Genomic DNA, 18,749 nt, shown 5'->3' with positions numbered 1-18,749 from the left:
CATCGATACGGCAGGCGATGCGATGCACGGGCCCGTGAAGATTACGGGCAAAAGACTGACACGTCATCGGTGACGATGGCGGGAAGGCGACGGACGCCTTCCCGGTTTTCAGCGGTTATCAGGCTTCGAGCCAGACATATTCGGCGAAGGCGTAGCCCATCTGGCCGCCGAGCGGATTGGCCTCGAGGCCCTTCAGCTTGCCGGAGATCGCGTCGACGTTCGAGATGTAGACGGGGATCACCGTGCCGGCTTCCTCGGCGACCATGACCTGCATCTCGCCATAGATTGTCTTGCGCTGGGTTTCGTCCAGCGAGCCGCGGGCCTCGACCAGCATCTTGTCGAATTTCTCCGACTTGTAGTGGCTTTCGTTCCAGGGCGCATCGGAGGCGTAGAGCAGCGAGAAGAGGATGTCCGCCGTCGGGCGCGGGTTGATGTTGCCGAAATGGACCGGCGCCTTGAGCCAATAGTTCGACCAATAGCCGTCGGAAGGCACGCGCTGGATGTCGAACTTCATACCGATCTCGCTGCCGGCCTGCTGGACGAGGGTGGCCATGTCGACCGAGGCCGTGGCGGCATCCGATGCGACGATCGGAATGGACTGGCCGAGGAGACCGGACTTCTCGAAGTGGAACTTGGCCTTCTCGGGGTCGTAGGCTTTGGCCTTGAGTTCGGCATTGTGGTAGATGTTTGCGGCGGAGATCGGTTGATCGTTCGCCACCTCGGCGAGCCCGCGCAGGACCGACTTCTTGATCTGCTCCCGGTTGACCAGGTATTTCATGCCCTGGATGAAATCCGCCTTGCTGCCCGGTTCCATGTCGAGGCGGATGTTGAGGTCGGTGTAGTTGCCCGAGGTCGTCTGGGACAACACGAAGCCCGGCTGGCTTTCGACGAGTTTCATCGAACGCGGTGTGATCGATGCCGCAAGATGAACGTCACCCGAGAGAAGCGCGTTGACGCGAGCGGTGTCGTCGCTGATGGCGAAATACTCGAAGGAGTCGATGTTGGCCCCGCCGGCCTTGAAGTAGTCCGGGTTCTTCACGAAGACGGACTTCACGCCCGGCTGGAAGGTCTCGACCTTGAATGCCCCGGTGCCGATACCCTTGGAGAAGTCGGTGGTGCCGTCCTGCACGATCATGAAGTGATGCATGGCCAGGATCGTCGGCAGGTCGGCGTTCGGATTGGCGAGCGTGATCTCGACGGTCAGCGGGTCCACGGCCTTAATGCCGGTGATCTGCTTGGCGATCGAATTGACCTTCGAGCCGACGTCCGGATCAAGGTGCCGCTTCAGCGAGAAGACGACGTCGGCGGAAGACAGCGTCTTGCCGTCGTGGAATGTCACGCCCGAGCGCAGCTTGACCGTCCAGACCTTTGCATCTGCCGTCTTGATGCTTTCGGCGAGCTCCATCTGGGTGATGCCGTCCTTGTCGAGGAAGGTCAGGCGGTTGTAGAGGGCGCAGCAACGGACATAGTCCGTCGACAGCGACGCCTTGGCCGGGTCGAGCGTGTCGGCGGTCGATGCCGACCATCCGGCTGCCTTCAGATGGCCGCCCTTCGTCGGCGTGGCGGCGACAACATTGGATGCGTGGCCGAGGACGAGGCCGCCGGCCGAGAGCGCAACGCCGCCGGCGAGCATCATGTGAAGAAGTTCGCGGCGTGTCGCGCCGCGACGGATGGCGTCTTCGACCATCGCGTCGTCATTTCCGGTCCAGTTGATAATCTTGTCGCTCATGTCATTTCCCCTTTTTTTGTCGGTTGAGGGCTGCCCGTCTTTCGCAGGTTCACCCGTGGCGTTTAGGACAGGTCATTTTCGGGCGGTTGCCACGGCCTCCGCGAGGTCGGCCATGGACGTGAAGTGATAGTCGGGCGTGGTGAATTCGGCCGGCTCGACGGTGCCGCCGTAGCCCTTCTGGGCGTGGCGCCGTTCGATCCAGCAATTGGTTATGCCGAGCTTCCGGGAAATCCCGATGTCGTGGTACTGGCTCTGGGCGACATGCAGGATGTCCGCCTTCGAGGCACCTTCCGAAGCGACGAAACCGAACACCTGTTCGAAGAAGGCCGGATCCGGTTTCTCGGTCCCCGTGTCGTCGGCGGTGAAGGCGGCATGGAAGGGATTGCCGAGTTCGACCGCAAAATGGTCGAAAGCCCAGCGCCGCGCATTCGTCATCGCGACCAGCCGATAGTCACGCGCAAGGCGGGCAAGCGCCTCGGCGCTGTCGGGAAACGCTTTCCAGCTTCTGGCGGAATCACGCAGTCGCTCGCCGTAGCGACGCTCGGCCGGAAGCCCGAGCGTCGGCGCGATCGCGAGATAGACTCGGACCAGATCGTCGGGAAAGAGATCGGCGCCGTCCGAGTAGCGGGCTTGCCTGTAGAGTGCCAAGGCTTCCTCGCCATCGATGGTCACGCCGGCTTCCATGGCGATCCCGGCCAGGCAATCCTTGAGACCCGCCTCGAAGTCGATGAGGGTGCCGACCACGTCGAAGGTCATGTACGTGAAATCAGGCAGTTGCTTGCTCAAGTCCGTTTCCCCAGTTGCGCCGCGCGCCGTTCGCGCTTGCGGCAGATTATTCCGTTCCCGATTTGGGCGACTGTCTCGCCTTCATTTCGAGCCCGCCGTTCGGTTCCGCGAGCCTTTTCGTTTATCAAGTGTGGCATTCGCACCGCACCGATTCCGCCGAAAAGACACAGCGGCGCGGCACAAAATTGCGAATCTGCCGACCCCCGCGACATTTGGGGGCAGGGCTCCCCCGGAGCGCTCAGCCCTTCAGGACGCGGCGCACATCCGGATCCTCGAGTGTCTGGTCCAGCGTCACGGCCGTGCGTTCGAGGATCGCGTCGATGTCCGTATCGGTGCAGCAGAGCGGCGGGGCATAGCCGAGGACGCCGTTTGCGAAGGCGCGGATGACGAGTCCGTTCTCCCACGCACGGTCGAATATACGCCGCGCCGCCTGCGCTTCGGCGGGCAGCGGTGTCTTGTTCTTCTTGTCGACGACCAGCTCGACCGCGGCGAGCATGCCGCGACCCCGAACCTCGCCGACCAGAGGGTGGTCCTTCAGAGCCTCGAGGCCGGCCATCAGCCGGGCACCGGCCTTTCTGCCGTTTTCGAGGAGGCCGTTCTCGTAGAGTTTCAACACTTCCAGGCCGACGGCGGCGCTGACCGGATGGGCCGAATAGGTATAGCCGTGGCCGACTGCCGAGGCGCCGGCGCCGTCGGCGATCGCCTGGTAGACATGGTCCGCCATGAACACGGCACCCATCGGGACGTAACCGGAGGTGAGACCCTTGGCGGTGGTGATGAAGTCGGGAACGACGCCTTCGTCGCTGCAGGCGAAAAGAGGCCCCGTCCGGCCGAAGCCTGTGATCACCTCGTCGGCGATGAAGAGGATTCCGAGTTCCCGGCAGAGATCGCCCATCGCCTTCAGCCAGCCGCGGGGCGGCACGATGACGCCGCCGGAGCCCTGGATCGGCTCGGCATAGAAGGCGGCGACCCGTTCCGGTCCGATCTCCTCGACCTTCGCCCGCAACGCCGCAAGGGAAGCGGCGATGACGGCTTGCGGATCCTCGCCGACGGGGTTCCGGTAAGGATAAGGGGATGGAATTTTGTGCTGCCAGTCGAAGGGAATGCCGAAGCCGGCATGGAACGCCGGCAGCGCCGTGAGCCCGGCGCCGACGGTGGAGGAGCCGTGATAACCCATCTCGATCGAGATGAACTGGTCGCGCCGGGGTTCGCCGCGCGCGGTCCAGTAATAGCGGACGAAGCGGATCGTACTGTCGACGGCATCCGATCCGCCGAGGGTGAAATAGACATGGTCGAGATCGCCCGGCGCGCGCTCGGCCAGTTCGGAGGCGAGACGGATCGCCGGCTCGGAGCCCAACCCGAAATAGGCGGTCGCGTAGGGAAGTTCGCGCATCTGGCGGGCAGCCGCCTCGACGATGCTGTCGTGCCCATACCCGGCATTGACGCACCAGAGTCCGGCGAAGCCATCGACCAGTTGCCGGCCGCTCGCATCGGTCACCGTCGCACCCCTGGCAGAGGCGAGCACGCGCACACCCTGTTGCTCGTGGCCGCGATAGGAGGCGACCGGATGGATGAGGTGAGCGCGATCGAGTTCGATGAGGGAATTGCTGTACATGATCTTCTCCGGATCAGCCGAGGGCCTGGTTGGCGAGGGCAAAGGTGATGACCGCAGACTTGGCACGGTCCTCGACGGGGCGGGCCATGGTGATGCCGCCGCCGACATGGGCGAGACCCTGCGCGGCAAGCCATTCGGCGAGCCCGGCTTCGGCGCCGGTGTCGACCCGCAGGAAGCGGCCCGGCCGTTTCACTATGAAATGTGAGACGAGGGTCTTTGCATCCTGAAGCGTCGACGCGACGACGGGGCCGATCACTTCGCCTCGACCGAAGGACCGCAATGCGGCGAACGCTTCGACCTGCCCGTTGCGACGAAGGACCGCAAACTCGCCAATCGTGGCGAGATAGACGATCAGTTGTTCCCGGTCGGCTCCACAGGCGGCACGATCAAGGGCAATGATCGCCGTCAGGTCCGCCGAGGAGGCGGGTTCGACGCCCGCAGGCGCCGGCATCTCGCCGGCGATGCCCTGGTGCTGCAGAATGGTTCCGGTCTGGCGGAAGCCGAGCTTTTCATAGAGTGGCAATCCTTCCGTCGTCGCGACGAGTCGCAGCGGAAGGTTGCCGGCGAGCCGGAATGCCGCATCCATGAGCTTGCGCCCGAGACCCTGGCCACGCATCGCCTCGTCGACAATCACCATGTTGATGGTGGCGGCATCGGTCTTGAATGCGGTGGCGAACACCGTGCCGACGACCTGTCCATCGCCGTCGATGGCGGCGACGCCGTCGCTCAGTGAAAGCGCCAGTCGCCAGTCTTCGAGGCGGTGTGGCCATCCGGCCTGTCGGGAGAGGCGCAAGGCGCCCTCGAGGTGCTGCTCTCCGAAGCGCTCCAACTGTGTCTGCAATGTTCGCATGGGCGGATCCTTCATGTCTTGCCCATAGTGTCGAGGCTTCGGGGCCGGCAGATCGTCCGAAGGCGGTCCTGGCCCCGACATCTTCCGCCGTAGCACCAGTGGCTCGCCGCATCTTATGCTGCGGTTGGCTGGATAGGGATCCAAGAGGCACGCAGGCGTCGCGCCGACGGAGTATGAACAGGAAACTTGCGTCGGAAGGCGACATCCAATTGTGCGCTGTTGAAAGTTGCATTCCGTTGTGGAATATCGGCAGTGACTGAATAAAGAATGGCTGCTGCTCAGCGGTCGCATTGCACAGCTCGACGCCGGGGGATGAATGCCGACATTCACAGCGGGTATGCGGGCGGTGCGGGAATCAACCTCAGCCAAAACCGGTTTCCAAGATGGCACCCGCCGCTCGCCGGCGAACTCGCGTGTCCGTGGCTTGCAGGCCTCGAGTGCTCTCTGCGGCGCCTCTGCTCTTGCAAGCCTTTTGTTTCCCTTTGCAGGCGCGTTGCTGGCAGGCTCCGACGCCGCCTGGGCCGCGTGCGCGCCCGGTGCCACGGCCGCTTGCAGTGCCCCCGGCGGTGCTGGTTACACTGATCGCAGCGGTGACGGGGGTGCCGGCAACGGCGATGGCGGCGGGGCAAGCGTCCTGGTCGGCCCCGACACGGTGGTCTTCCCGGGCAGTCCCGGCACGAACGGTGCCGGGGGAGCGGGAGCTTCTGGCGACAACGCGGGCGGCGCCGGTGGTTCTGCGGGTTTCTCGAACGGTTCCGGGACGATCTCGATCGTCGGGGACTTGAGTGGATCAAATGGCGGGACCGGGCCCGACGGCTTCAATTTTGCGTCGGGTGGCGGCGGCGGCGGCACCGGCGTCTACTTCGGCGGCACCAGCCTCTCCCTGAGTTCGGGCGTTACCGTGGCCGGCGGGAACGGCGGCGCAGGGGGTGACGGAACGTCTGGCCCCTCCGCCAACGGCGGCGGGGGTGGTGGTGGCGGCTCCGGCATAGCGATCTACGGCGCCGGGACTCAATTCACTAATAGTGGGGGCAGCGTCGTCGGCGGCAACGGCGGTGCGGGCGGTGGCGGCGGTTTTGCCGGCGGCGGCGGCGGCGGCGGGGACGGCCTGCTGATGCTCGGGGTCGGGACGATCGTCACCAACATCGGGACGATCACGGGCGGCATCGGCGGAGCGGGCGCAGTCGGACTCAGTTCGACGAGTTCTGCCGGCGCGAGCGGCGCTGGGGTCAATATGGCCGGCTCCGGCGGTATCCTGCTCAACGCCGGTACGATCACCGGCGGTGCCGGTACCGGCGATGGGGCGGCCGGGGTCGGCGTTACCACTTACGACGGAAATATCATCACCAATGCCGGAACCATTGCCGGCGGGCTTAATAGTGATGGGGTCACACGTGCTGCCGCCATCCGCTTCGGTGGTAGCAATAATGTGCTGGATCTCCTGACCGGTTCGGCCTTTCTGGGCGATCTCGAGCTGACCTCGGGTGCTTCTGCCACGATCGCTGCACAGAATACGGGCCTGACACTCGGCAACGATGTGAGTCTCGCAAGCGGGTCCTCGGTGACGTTCAGTGCCGGCGTGGCGGCCCTGTCCGTATCGGGCGTCATCTCCGGCAGCGGCGATCTCACCAAGACCGGGGCGGGCGTGTTGACCCTGAACGGCGTAAATACATATACCGGCCTGACGACCGTCAGCGACGGCAAGCTCGTGATTGGTGATGCTAGCCATCCCGGAGCGACCATCGCAGGCGCCGTGACAGTCCTCAATGGCGCGACCCTCGGCGGGTCGGGAACGGTCGGAACCACGACGATGGCCACCGGAGGTGTCATTGCGCCGGGCAATTCCGTTGGCACGCTGACGGTGAGCGGCGATCTCTCCCTCTCGTCGGGATCGATCCTCGATTATGAACTCGGCAGCCCCGGAACATCTGCGGCAAGCCCGGGAACGAGCGATCGCATCGACGTGACCGGCGACCTGACGCTGGACGGCACGCTTGACCTTTCCCAGAGTGGCAATGCCGCAGACGGGACGGCCGGCTTCGGGTACTACCGCCTGATCACCTATGGCGGGACACTGACCGACGACGGGATGGTCATCGGCACGACGCCAGTCTTGTCCGATCCGGCGGACTACGCGATCCAGGCGGGCGGCGGCAATGTCGACCTGTTCATCGCTGCATCCGGCGACGACACCCTGCAGCACTGGCAGGGTGGCAACGGTACATGGAACGCGACCGATGACAAATGGCTCAGCACCGGCGGCGTGATCCCCGTCGCCTGGGCGGGAAATACGGCGGTGTTCAAGAACGAGCCCGGCGGCTTCAGCGGCGGCACGATCACCGTGACCGGCACGCAGAGCTTCAAGGGGTTGCAGTTCGTCGACGGCGGCTACCGCCTGGAAGGCGCCGGAGAACTCCTGGTGGACGGGTCGGCGCGCGCGGACGGCAACGCGGAAATCCGCGTGCTCGCGAATGAGACGGCGGAAATCGCCACCGAGATCTCCGGCACCGGCGGCATCTCGAAGACCGAAGGCGGCGTCCTGGTGCTCGCGGGGTCCAACACCTATCAGGGCAGTACGCGGCTGCTCGGCGGCACGATTTCCGTCTCGGCGGATGGGAACCTCGGCGATGCCGCGGGTGCCCTGGCCTTCGACGGCGGCACTCTCAAGGTGACCGGCACAAGCTATAACGGGACGGCACGGACCCTTTCCTGGGGAGCGGGCGGCGGCGGACTGGAGATTGTCGACCAGAACAACACCTTCACTCTTTCGCAGGACATCGTAGGCGGTGGTGCACTCGTCAAGAACGGTACCGGCACGCTCATCCTGACCGGCACGAACTCCTACGGTGGGACACTCGTTGCCGCCGGAACCCTCCGCGGCGACGCGGCGTCGCTTGCCGGCGATATCGGGAATGCGGGGACGGTCATCTTCGACCAGAGCGCCGACGCGAGCTTCGCCGGTGATATCTCGGGCTATGGTGGCACGAGCGGGACGATGGTGAAGCAGGGTGCCGGAACGCTGACGCTCGCGGGGACTTCATCCCTCGACTGGACGATCGACGACGGTGGGCTGACGACTGCGGCCGAGCGCTTCACCGGCGATGCGGTGATTGCGGCCGGCGGCAACCTCACTTTCTCCCAGCAGGCGGACGCCCAATATGGCGGCACGCTCTCCGGTTCGGGCAGCGTGGTCAAGAGCGGGGACGGGGCGCTGCTCTATACCGGGGACGGGTCGGGCTTCACCGGCACCACCACCGTTGCCGGCGGGCTCCTGAGCGTCGGTCTGACGGGGGAACGACCGTCCTCGGCGGGGCCATAGACGTGCTCTCCGGCGCGACGCTCGGCGGGTCGGGCACGGTCGGCACGACGACACTCGGCGCCGGCGCGACGATCGCGCCGGGCAACTCGGTTGGAACCATCAATGTCGTCGGCGACGTGGTCTTCGACGCCGCATCCAGCTATGAAGTGGAAGTCGATCCGGCAAGCACTGACAGCGACCTCATTCACGCGACAGGAACCGCCTATCTGAATGGTGCCACCGTCGCCCATGTCGGCATGACCGGGAGCTACCGGCCGTTCTCCACCTATGTCATCCTGACCGCCGACGGCGGTATCGACGGCACGTTCGGCGATGTCGTCTCGAACTATGCTTTTCTCACGCCGGAGCTCGGCTATGACGCCAACAACGTCTATCTCGAACTGACGCGCAACGACATAGACTTTGTCGACAAGGCGAGGACCAGGAACCAGAAGGCGACCGCTGCGGGCGTCGAGGGACTCGGCCTCGGTTCCGAAATCTACGGTGCGGTCGCGATCCTGCCTGACGACGAGGAACTGATCGGCCAGGCGTTCGACGCGCTTTCCGGCGAGATTCATGCCTCGGCCAAGACGGCACTGATTGAGGAGAGCCATTTCGTGCGCGATTCCGTCAGTGAACGCCTGCAGGCTGCATTCTCCGGCGTTCCCTCATCCTCCATGCAGACCATGGCGTACGGGCCTGTCGGGTTGCACTCTGCGCCGGCCGATGCCGACGGACTGCTTGCGTGGGGCCACGCCTTCGGCGCCTGGGGCTCTTCGGACGGCGACGGCAATGCTGCTGCACTTGATCGCTCGATCGGAGGATTTCTCGCCGGCATTGACGGTGCGTTTTCTCCCGACGTCCGGGTCGGCCTGCTGACAGGTTACAGCCACACCTATTTCGCGTCGAACGACAGGTCATCTTCCGGTTCGAGCGACGATTATCACATCGGAGCCTACGGCGGCGGCCGTTGGGATGCTTTCCGGTTTACAGGTGGATTGGCCTATACTTGGCACGACATCGGAACCGATCGCTCCGTCGCCTTCAACGGCTTCTCCGATCGCCTGTCCGCCGCCTATGATGCCCACACCTTCCAGGCCTTCGGTGAAGCGGGATACCGGATCGACACTGCCAACGGCTTCTTCGAGCCCTTCGCCGGCCTTGCACATGTCAATCTCCGCACAGGCGCCTTCAGCGAAGATGGCGGCGCGGCGGCGCTGGCGGCAGGTGCCCAGTCGACCGCAACGACCTTCACCACGATCGGACTGCGCGTCGCGTCGGACCTGGGTGCGCCGGATCTGCGAGCCCACGGCACGCTCGGCTGGCGACATGCCTTCGGCGACACGGTGCCTCAGTCGACGCAGGCCTTTGCCGGTGGTGATGCATTCACAGTTGCGGGTACGCCGATTGCCGAGGACGCCGCCGTTATCGAGGCAGGTCTCGATTTCGATATCGCCACGGGCGCCAGGCTCGGACTTTCCTACAACGGCCAGATCGCAGCCGACGCTCGGGAACACGGATTCAAGGCGAGGATCGACGTGCGGTTCTGATACGTCCTGTCGTGGAAGGCGTGGCGCTTCACCGGCGCCGCGGCCGTATGATCCGACGGGATGGAAATCTGCAAACATTGGCATGTGCTGTTCTCGGCCGTTGCGACCTGTCGCAACCATCTGCCAGCCGATGCTCCGCATACAGAATATTCTGCTTCGAGGCGCGGCAATTCAGTCGGGCTGGCGGCCTGAACGCGGCTTATGATGATCCCAATAGCCGATCCGGCTCCCGCGCCGCTTTCTCAAAGGATGCCCCGCATGACGACCTTCCGCCCGAAATACATCACCTTCGACTGCTACGGCACGCTCACCAATTTCCAGATGGCGGAAGCCGCGCGCGATCTTTACGGCGATCGGCTCGACGAGCCGAAGATGCTGGAGTTCATCAGGAACTTCGCCGCCTACCGGCTCGACGAAATCCTCGGCGACTGGAAGCCCTACGCCGAAGTCGTGCACAATGCACTCGAGCGCAGCTGCAAGCGCAACCATGTTTCCTTCAAGGACGAGGATGCGCGCATGGTCTACGAGCGGGTTCCGACCTGGGGACCGCATGCCGACGTGCCGGCAGGGCTTGCGAAAGTGGCGAAGGAAATTCCGCTCGTCATCCTGTCCAACGCCATGAACGCGCAGATCATGTCCAACGTCGGGAAGCTCGGCGCCCCCTTCCACGCCGTCTATACCGCCGAACAGGCGCAGGCCTACAAGCCGCGCTTCAAGGCCTTCGAATACATGCTCGACATGCTGGGCTGCGGTCCGGAAGACATTCTTCACTGCTCCTCGTCCTTCCGCTACGATCTCATGTCCGCCCACGACCTCGGCATCAAGAACAAGGTGTGGGTCAATCGTGGACACGAGCCGGCAAATCCCTTTTACGGTTACGTGGAAATCTCCGACATTTCCGGACTTCCTGGCGTGGTCGGGCTCTAGGCGAGGCGGAGATGCCATGAAATACCTGTCCTATTGGCATGACACCGCACCCGCCTTCGCCGGCGGAACCGAAGGAGATGTCGAAGGTCACTTCGATGTCGCAGTCATCGGCGGCGGCTTCACCGGACTGGCCGCGGCCCGAAGGCTCGCCATGGGCGGCGCGCGGGTCGTCGTGCTGGAGGCTGAACGCGTCGGCTCCGGTGCATCCGGTCGCAATGGTGGACATCTCAACAACGGTCTCGCCCACAGCTATCTCGCCGCCAAGGCGGAGCTCGGCAAGGAGCGGGCCATCGCGCTCTACAGGGCGCTCGACGAGTCCGTCGATGAGATCGAGGCACTGGTCGCCGTGGAAGGCATCGACTGCAATTTCCGCCGTGCCGGCAAGCTGAAACTGGCTTCGAAGCCGCAGCATTTCGAGGCCATCGCCCGCAATTTCGAGGCCGTGCACAGCGAGGTCGATCCCGACACGGCGCTTCTTTCGGCCGCCGACCTGAAGAACGAGGTCGGGTCTCTCTTCCACGGCGCGATGCTCTCGAAGAAGAGTGCCATGATGCACATGGGCCGTTATGCGGCCGGTCTTGCCGATGCGGCCTGCCGGCGCGGCGCGGTGATCTACGAGAATGCAGCGGTCATCGATCAGGGCACGGCCGGTGCGCGTCACATCCTGCAGACGACGCGCGGAACGGTCACGGCCGATCAGGTGCTGGTCGCGACAGGAGCCTATACGACGCCGAGTTTCGGTTATTTTCGCCGCCGTATCATCGCCGTCGGCAGCTTCATCATCGCAACACGGCCGCTGACCGATCAGGAAGTGGCCGTGACGATGCCGGGTAACCGCACCTGCGTCAATTCGATGAATATCGGCAACTACTTCCGGCTGTCGCCGGACAATCGGCTGATCTTCGGCGGGCGCGCCCGCTTCTCCGCCACGTCCGACCAGCGCTCCGATCAGAAGAGCGGCGAGATCCTGCGGGAAAGCCTCGCCCGGATTTTCCCGCAGGTCGCAGATGTCGAGATCGACTATTGCTGGGGCGGGCTGGTCGACATGACGAGAGACCGCTATCCGCGGGCCGGCTACCATGACGGCCTCTGGTATGCGATGGGCTATTCCGGCCATGGCGCGCAGTTTTCCACCCATCTCGGCATGGTGATGGCGGATGCGATGCTCGGGCGGGACGACCGCAACCCGTTGAAGGGCCTCGACTGGCCGGCGGTGCCGGGACATTTCGGCAAGCCGTGGTTCTTGCCGCTCGTCGGCCTCTACTACAAGATACTCGACAGGATCCGTTGAAGGTGGGACTCACGGAAGGGCATTGACGCCCGGTCGATGCCGCAGGCGCTCGGCGGCGAAGTCGACGAAGGCACGCACCCGTGCCGACACCATGCGCCCTTCGGCATGCACGATGTGGACCGGCACCGGCTCGCGCTCGTAATCGGCAAGGACGACCTCAAGCCGCCCGGCCTCGACATCTGCCGCTACCTGATACGACTGGAAGCGGGAGATACCCCATCCGGCGACAGCTGCGGCGATGCTCGCATCATTGGTATTGCAGATGAGACGGGGAGCGATCGGAACGCGGATGTCGTTGTCACGCCCGAACAACCATTCGGAATGGCCGAAAAGGCCGTCGCGTCCGATGACCCGATGGTGCACAAGGTCCTGTGGCGTTTGCGGCTCGCCGAAACGGCTGAAGTAATCGGGTGACCCGCAAAGAACCTGACGGATAGACCCGACCCGCCGCGCGACGAGGCCCGAGGCGGGCAGGGTGGCGATCCGCACCGCGACGTCCAGCCCCTCCTCGACGAGGTTCGCCACACGGTCAAGGAAAACCGTCTTCACCTGCATGGCCGGGTAGCGATCGAGGAAGTCGAGAACCACCGGCAACACATGGATGCGGCCGAAGAGCGTCGGCGCCGTGACCGTGAGCAAGCCCGCAGGTCGGGTGAAACTCCCGGCGGCATTCGCCTCGGCTTCGGCAATTTCCGCCAGGATGCGCCGGCAGTCGGCGACATAGCCTTCACCGGCGGCGGTCAGCTTCAGCGACCGGGTCGTGCGGACGAGGAGCCGCGTGCCGATGTGCTTCTCCAGGCTGGCGACCGCACGGGTCACGGCCGGCGGGCTCATATGCAGTAGTCTCGCGGCCGGTGCAAAACCGCCGCAGTCCACCACCTGGGTGAATATCCGCATCGCTTGCCAGCGATCCATACCTGAAGCTCCCGCGCATCATTCCACTCAATGCAATAGTCCAGTGTCGATAACGATAGTTCTCAACATCGAAAATAACAATCACTCTGCGCCATCGTCGTTTGCAGGAGACCCGACATGAAGCTCTACTATCATCCGCTATCCGGCCACGCTCACAGGGCACGGCTCTTCCTTTCACTGCTCGACATCCCGCATGAGCTCCAGAACGTCGATCTCGCCAAGCGCGAGCACAAGTCGGAGACGTTCCTCGCGATCAACCCGTTCGGGCAGGTTCCCGTTCTCGACGACGACGGGACAATCGTTTGCGATTCGAACGCCATCCTTGTCTATCTCGCCAAGAAGACGGGCAGGACCGACTGGCTGCCGGAAGACCCGGCCGGTGCTGCTGCGGTCCAGCGGTGGCTTTCGGTGGCTGCCGGACAAATCGCCCACGGCCCGGCGCAGGCCAGGCTGATCAATGTCTTCAAGGCACCCTATCGGCCGGAGGAAGTCATCCCCCGTTCGCATGCGATCCTGGCCCTGATCGAAGGCGCGCTCGGCGGGAGAGAGTGGATTGCGGCCGACCATCCGACGATCGCCGACGTCGCTCTCTACAGCTATGTCGAGCGGGCGCCGGAAGGGGATGTCGACCTTAAGCCCTATCCGAACATTCGCCAGTGGCTCTGGCGCATCGAGGCACTGCCGGGGTTCGTCGAATTCCAGAAGACGCCGATCGGGATCGATGCCTGAGGGGAGATTGCCATGGATGACCCTGCGCTCCTCGGTTCACCCTGGCACGAGGGCGAACTTGCCCTCCAGAGGCGCTATGGCGTGGCGACGCGCATGGACGAGGTCGGCCGCCGTGTGCTGCGCGATCATCTCATTGATCAGCACCGGGAATTCTATCCGCTGCTGCCGATGGTGGTGCTCGCGGCCGTTGATGGGGAGGGGCATGTCTGGTCGACCCTGCGGGCGGGTCACCCCGGGTTCCTCCGGGCGCGCGACGCGCACCGGTTGACGATCGAATTCGCGCGGGATCCGGCGGACCCTGCCGACGCCGGCATGGAGGATGGTGCAGCCATCGGCCTTCTCGGGATCGACCTGACGACCCGCCGTCGCAACCGACTGAACGGCACCGTGCACCGCCACGAAGAAGGTTTCGATGTCGTCGTGGAGCAGAGCTTCGGCAACTGTCCCAAGTATATCCAGCTTCGGGAGCCCCGTTTCGTCCGCGATCCGGTAATGCCGTCGGCGGCACGGCCGGTGACCAGCGCCGGGCTCGACCCGGTCGCCCGAAGCCTCGTCGAAGGCGCGGACACGTTCTTCGTCGGCACCTATGCCGACATAGACGGTCGTCGCCAGGTGGACGTCTCCCATCGCGGCGGACGGCGGGGTTTCGTTCGCGTCGGCGACGACGGCTGGTTCACCATTCCGGATTTTGCCGGCAATCGCTTCTTCAACACGCTCGGCAACATCGCCGTCAATCCGCGGGCCGGGCTGGTCTTCACGGACTTTTCGACTGGTACCTTGCTACAGATGACGGGCGAGGCCGAATTGCTGCCGGACGACTTGGCCGATGTTTCGGTCGCCGGCGCGGAACGGTACTGGCGATTTCGCCCAAAACGCGTCATCCGCAGGGATGATGCGCTGCCACTTCGCCATGAACTCACCGAGTGGTCGCCGTTCTCACAGGCAACTGGTGAATGGGCGAAGTGACGACCGTCTGGCAGGTGGACCGGTTCAGGCGAGCCCTCCGATGTGGAAGGTTTTCATTTCCAGATATTCTTCGATGCCGGCCTGGGCGCCCTCGCGACCGAGACCGGACTGTTTCACGCCGCCGAAGGGAGCGACCTCGGTCGAGATCAGCCCGGTGTTGAGGCCGATCATGCCGGCTTCGAGCGCTTCACCCACGCGCCAGGAGCGCTTCAGGCTCTGGGTGTAGAAATAAGCCGCGAGACCGAACGGCGTGTCGTTGGCGATCCGGATCGCCTCGTCGTCCGTTTCGAAGCGGAAGAGCGGCGCGACCGGACCGAAGGTCTCTTCATGGGCGAGCAGCATATCGGTCGTCGCACCCGTCAGCACCAGCGGTGCCGTGAACTGAGGTCCGAGACCGTCGATTGTGGCGGCCGAGGCAATCTGAGCGCCTTTCGACAGGGCGTCCTCGACGTGCCGGTTGATCTTCTCGATCGCCGCCTGGTTGATCATCGGTCCGATCGCGACGCCCGGTTTCGTGCCGGGGCCGACCTTCATCGCATTGACGCGGGCGGTGAGCCTGTCGGCGAATTCGTCATAGACACTGGACTGGACCAGTATGCGGTTGGCGCAGACGCAGGTCTGGCCGCCGTTGCGGAACTTGGACGTGATCGCACCTTCGACTGCGAGATCGAGATCGGCGTCGTCGAAGACGATGAAGGGGGCGTTGCCGCCGAGCTCGAGCGACAGGCGCTTCACAGAATCCGCGGCCCCGCGCATCAGAAGAGAGCCGACGCGCGTCGATCCCGTGAAGGAGATTTTCCGCACCGTCTCGTTTTCCAGGATCTCGGCGCCGATTTCGGATGGCAGACCCGTGACCACGTTGATGACGCCGGCCGGAATACCGGCACGCTCGGCGAGCACCGCGATCGCGAGCGCCGAATAGGGCGTGAAGTCGGACGGCTTGATGACGACCGTGCAGCCGGCGGCGAGCGCAGGCGCGACCTTGCGGGTGATCATCGCATTGGGGAAGTTCCACGGGGTGATGATGCCGCAGACGCCGACCGGCTCCTTGAGAACCACGATGCGGCGGTCAGGCGTCGGCGAGGGGATCGTCGTGCCACCGATGCGGCGGGCCTCTTCCGCGAACCACTTGACGAAGCCTGCGCCATAGCGGATTTCACCGGCGGCTTCGCTTAAGGGTTTGCCCTGCTCGGTTGTGAGGATCAGCGCGAGGTCGGCCTCGTGCTCCGCCATGAGCGCGTACCATTTCTCGATGAGCGCCGCGCGTTCGGCATGGGTCCTGGCGCGCCAGGCGGGATAGGCGGCGCCGGCAGCGGCGATTGCCGCGCGGGTGTCCTCGGCTCCCATGTCCGGCACCGTGCCGATCATCTCCTGGGTCGCCGGATCGATGACCTCGATCACCTTGCCGGAGGCCGCCGCGCACCACTTGCCGCCGATGAGGCCGGCCTGGCGGAAAAGATCTTTGTCCCTGAGGGTCTTCATGGTGGTCATCCGTCTGAAAATACGTTGTCAGGCCAAGGCCGCGAGAACGGCCTCGGTGATCGTGTCGGTCTTGTCCTTGCCGGGCACCGTGCCGATGCCGGCGGCGGTCGTCCTTTCGATTGCCGCCATCACGGCCGCGGCCGCTTCCGTTTCGCCGAGGTGATCGAGCATCATGGCGCCCGACCAGATGGCGGCGATCGGATTGGCGATCCCGAGATGGGCAATATCCGGGGCAGAGCCGTGCACCGGCTCGAACATCGAAGGTGCCGTGCGGTCGGGATTGATGTTGGCCGAGGCGGCAAAGCCGAGACCGCCCTGGATGGCTGCACCGAGATCGGTCAGGATATCGCCGAAGAGGTTGGATGCGACGACGACGTCGAGGCTTTCGGGCGCCATGACCATGCGGGCCGCCATCGCGTCGATGTGGTAGCTGGTGACCTCGATATCCGGATATTCGGCCGCGAGCCGCTGGGTCACCTCGTCCCAGAAGACCATGGTGTGCTTCTGCGCGTTCGACTTGGTCACGGATGCGAGTTTTCCGCGGCGTGTGCGGGCCCGTTCGAAGGCGAAACGCAGGATGCGTTCGACGCCAGTGCGCGTGAAGATCGAGGTTTCGATCGCGACCTCGTCGGCGGTGCCCTGGTGAACGCGCCCGCCGGCGCCCGAATATTCACCTTCCGTGTTTTCGCGGATGCAGAGGATGTCGAAACCCTCTGCCTTCAGGGGACTCTGCACACCGGGCAGGAGGCGGTGCGGGCGAATGTTGGCGTACTGGACGAAGGCTTTGCGGATCGGCAGGAGAAGACCGTGAAGCGACACCGAGTCCGGCACCTCCGCCGGCCAGCCGACGGCGCCGAGCAGGATGGCATCGAAGCCGCGCAGCGTCTCGATGCCGTCGTCCGGCATCATCGCACCGGTTTCCTTGTAGAATTTGCAGGACCACGGGAATTCGCGGCCTTCGAACCTGAACCCGCCAGCGCTCGCCGCTTTCGTGAGAACCGCCCAGGCTGCGGCGGTGACGTCGCGTCCGATGCCGTCACCGGGGATCTGTGCAATTTTGTAGACCTTCATGGGTTTCCTCAGGCGGTTTCCTAGAGACTGATGAGGACGCTCTTCGTCCTGCGATTCGCGTGATAGGCTTCGCGGCCGAGATCCTTGCCGATGCCGGAGCGCTTGTAGCCACCCGTCGGCAGGATATGGTCGCGCGAGCGGCTGTAGCGGTTGATCCAGACCGTGCCGGCCTGCAACCGCCTCGTGAGGCGGACGGCGCGTGAAAGGTCACGGGTGAAGAGGCCGCTCGCCAGTCCGTAGTTCGGGTGGTCGGCGAGCGCGAGGGCCTCCTCCTCGTCGCGGAAGGTTTGCAGCGTCAGCACCGGCCCGAAGATCTCCTCGATGAGCGCGGGCGAGGCCTGATCGACACCTGCAATCAGCGTCGGCTGATAGAAATATCCGGGTGCATCCATCGGGGCCCCACCCGTCAGGCATTCGCCACCGGCACGGACGGCCGCCGAAACGATCGAATGGATGCGCTCGCGCTGCCGCTCGGAGATGATCGGCGAATACTGGCTCGCCGCGTCCCAGGTCGGGCCGGCGCTCGCCGCCTTCATGCGGCGGACGATCGCCGCCACGAGGGGTTCGGCGACAGCTTCCTCGACGATCAGCCGCGATCCGGCCACGCAGGCCTGCCCGGCATTCGAAAGGATGCTGCCGGCGATCGCCGCCGCGGCCTTGTCGAGGTCGGCATCGGCAAAGACGAGTTGCGGGCTCTTGCCACCAAGTTCCAGCGTCATCGGCTTGACGCCAGTGCGGGCGATGTTCTCCATGATCGCGGCGCCGGCGCGGGTCGAGCCGGTGAAGCTCACCTTGGCGATATCCGGATGGCCGGTAATCGCATTGCCGGTGACCGGGCCGTCACCGAGCACGACGTTGATGAGCCCAGCGGGGATGCCGGCGCGAACGGCAAGCTCAGCGATGCGGACGGTGGTGAAGGGCGTCATTTCCGACGGCTTGATCACCACCGCATTGCCTGCGGCAAGTGCAGGACCGAGCTTCCATGCCGCCATCGAGAGCGGGAAGTTCCAGGGCGTGATCGCGCCGACCACGCCGTAGGGTTCGCTCATGATCATGCCGAGGCTCGCATCGTCGGTCGGAACGAGATCGCTGCCCTCCTTGTCGGCGAATTCCGCGAAGAAGCGGATCTGCTCGGCCGACACGGCAATGTCGCCGTCGACCAGATGGCTGACGGGCCGGGTGGAGGAGACGGCCTCGAGCCTCGCGAGTGTCCCTGCGTCTTCCTCGATGAGATCGGCCCAGCGCTGCAGCACGCGCGTGCGTTCACGCGGGCGAAGGCCGCCCCAATTGCTGTCCTTCAGCGCCTTCCTGGCCGTTTGCACGGCCTGGTCAACAACGTCGCCGTCGGCAACGGGACAGCCGGCATATGCATGCCCGTCGGACGGACGATGCATGTCGATGATGCCGTCTGCGGCGATCAGCCTGCCGCCGATGAAGTGACCGACCGGAAAGGGCAGGCTGTCTGGATCGAAACTCAGCGTCATGGGTACACCTTTCATCACTGGAAGGGATGGTAGGCGACCCGGCGGAGCAGCTTGAT

General features: G+C 64.6%; 14 protein-coding genes. 6 read left to right on the top strand and 8 right to left on the bottom strand.

Annotated elements, in window-relative coordinates:
* Positions 1 to 118: 118 nt before the first annotated feature.
* The 4 genes from H4I97_RS23950 to H4I97_RS23935 form a co-directional block, all read right to left on the bottom strand.
* Complete coding sequence (locus H4I97_RS23950) at positions 119 to 1,729, bottom strand: ABC transporter substrate-binding protein (protein ID WP_182308181.1); 1,611 nt, start codon at positions 1,727 to 1,729, stop codon at positions 119 to 121.
* A gap of 72 nt (positions 1,730 to 1,801) precedes the next feature.
* Positions 1,802 to 2,515, bottom strand: a complete 714-nt coding sequence (locus H4I97_RS23945; protein WP_182308180.1) for an HAD-IA family hydrolase — start codon at positions 2,513 to 2,515, stop codon at positions 1,802 to 1,804.
* 238 nt (positions 2,516 to 2,753) lie between these two features.
* Positions 2,754 to 4,130: an aspartate aminotransferase family protein gene (locus H4I97_RS23940; protein WP_182308179.1), complete on the bottom strand. Its 1,377-nt coding sequence runs from the start codon at positions 4,128 to 4,130 to the stop codon at positions 2,754 to 2,756.
* A gap of 13 nt (positions 4,131 to 4,143) precedes the next feature.
* Positions 4,144 to 4,980, bottom strand: a complete 837-nt coding sequence (locus tag H4I97_RS23935) for a GNAT family N-acetyltransferase (protein WP_182308178.1) — start codon at positions 4,978 to 4,980, stop codon at positions 4,144 to 4,146.
* A 493-nt stretch (positions 4,981 to 5,473) separates the two neighbouring features.
* Between H4I97_RS23935 and H4I97_RS24840 the strand changes: the two genes are divergently transcribed.
* The 4 genes from H4I97_RS24840 to H4I97_RS23915 all read left to right on the top strand — a co-directional run bounded on the left by H4I97_RS24840 (position 5,474) and on the right by H4I97_RS23915 (position 12,046).
* Positions 5,474 to 8,299: a beta strand repeat-containing protein gene (locus tag H4I97_RS24840; RefSeq protein WP_210297109.1), complete on the top strand. Its 2,826-nt coding sequence runs from the start codon at positions 5,474 to 5,476 to the stop codon at positions 8,297 to 8,299.
* Positions 8,300 to 8,301: 2 nt separating this feature from the next.
* Entirely contained in the window at positions 8,302 to 9,828 is a 1,527-nt protein-coding gene (locus tag H4I97_RS24835; protein WP_210297108.1) for an autotransporter family protein, read from the top strand.
* 258 nt (positions 9,829 to 10,086) lie between these two features.
* Positions 10,087 to 10,755, top strand: a complete 669-nt coding sequence (locus H4I97_RS23920; RefSeq protein WP_182308177.1) for a haloacid dehalogenase type II — start codon at positions 10,087 to 10,089, stop codon at positions 10,753 to 10,755.
* A gap of 16 nt (positions 10,756 to 10,771) precedes the next feature.
* Complete coding sequence (locus H4I97_RS23915) at positions 10,772 to 12,046, top strand: NAD(P)/FAD-dependent oxidoreductase (RefSeq protein ID WP_182308176.1); 1,275 nt, start codon at positions 10,772 to 10,774, stop codon at positions 12,044 to 12,046.
* A gap of 9 nt (positions 12,047 to 12,055) precedes the next feature.
* On the opposite strand, the gene H4I97_RS23910 is transcribed toward H4I97_RS23915, so the two are convergent.
* Positions 12,056 to 12,961 (bottom strand): LysR family transcriptional regulator, encoded by a 906-nt coding sequence (locus H4I97_RS23910; protein WP_182308175.1) that lies wholly within the window; start codon positions 12,959 to 12,961, stop codon positions 12,056 to 12,058.
* 117 nt (positions 12,962 to 13,078) lie between these two features.
* Between H4I97_RS23910 and H4I97_RS23905 the strand changes: the two genes are divergently transcribed.
* A complete protein-coding gene (locus tag H4I97_RS23905; protein WP_182308174.1) occupies positions 13,079 to 13,690 on the top strand; it encodes a glutathione S-transferase family protein in 612 nt (203 codons plus the stop codon).
* Between the two features lie 12 nt (positions 13,691 to 13,702).
* Positions 13,703 to 14,656: a pyridoxamine 5'-phosphate oxidase family protein gene (locus H4I97_RS23900; RefSeq protein WP_182308173.1), complete on the top strand. Its 954-nt coding sequence runs from the start codon at positions 13,703 to 13,705 to the stop codon at positions 14,654 to 14,656.
* Between the two features lie 24 nt (positions 14,657 to 14,680).
* On the opposite strand, the gene H4I97_RS23895 is transcribed toward H4I97_RS23900, so the two are convergent.
* The 3 genes from H4I97_RS23895 to H4I97_RS23885 are packed head-to-tail and all read right to left on the bottom strand — an operon-like array spanning position 14,681 to position 18,693.
* A complete protein-coding gene (locus H4I97_RS23895; protein WP_182308172.1) occupies positions 14,681 to 16,138 on the bottom strand; it encodes an NAD-dependent succinate-semialdehyde dehydrogenase in 1,458 nt (485 codons plus the stop codon).
* A gap of 27 nt (positions 16,139 to 16,165) precedes the next feature.
* The gene (locus H4I97_RS23890) at positions 16,166 to 17,209 is read right to left on the bottom strand and encodes a tartrate dehydrogenase (RefSeq protein ID WP_182308171.1); all 1,044 of its coding nucleotides are present in this window, start codon (positions 17,207 to 17,209) and stop codon (positions 16,166 to 16,168) included.
* Between the two features lie 20 nt (positions 17,210 to 17,229).
* Positions 17,230 to 18,693, bottom strand: a complete 1,464-nt coding sequence (locus H4I97_RS23885) for an aldehyde dehydrogenase family protein (protein WP_182308170.1) — start codon at positions 18,691 to 18,693, stop codon at positions 17,230 to 17,232.
* Positions 18,694 to 18,749 lie beyond the last annotated feature (56 nt).

Source organism: Ciceribacter thiooxidans, assembly GCF_014126615.1.
Classification (GTDB): domain Bacteria; phylum Pseudomonadota; class Alphaproteobacteria; order Rhizobiales; family Rhizobiaceae; genus Allorhizobium; species Allorhizobium thiooxidans.
Note: the sequence above shows the minus strand (reverse complement) of the source record. Positions and strands in the feature narration are given on the sequence as shown.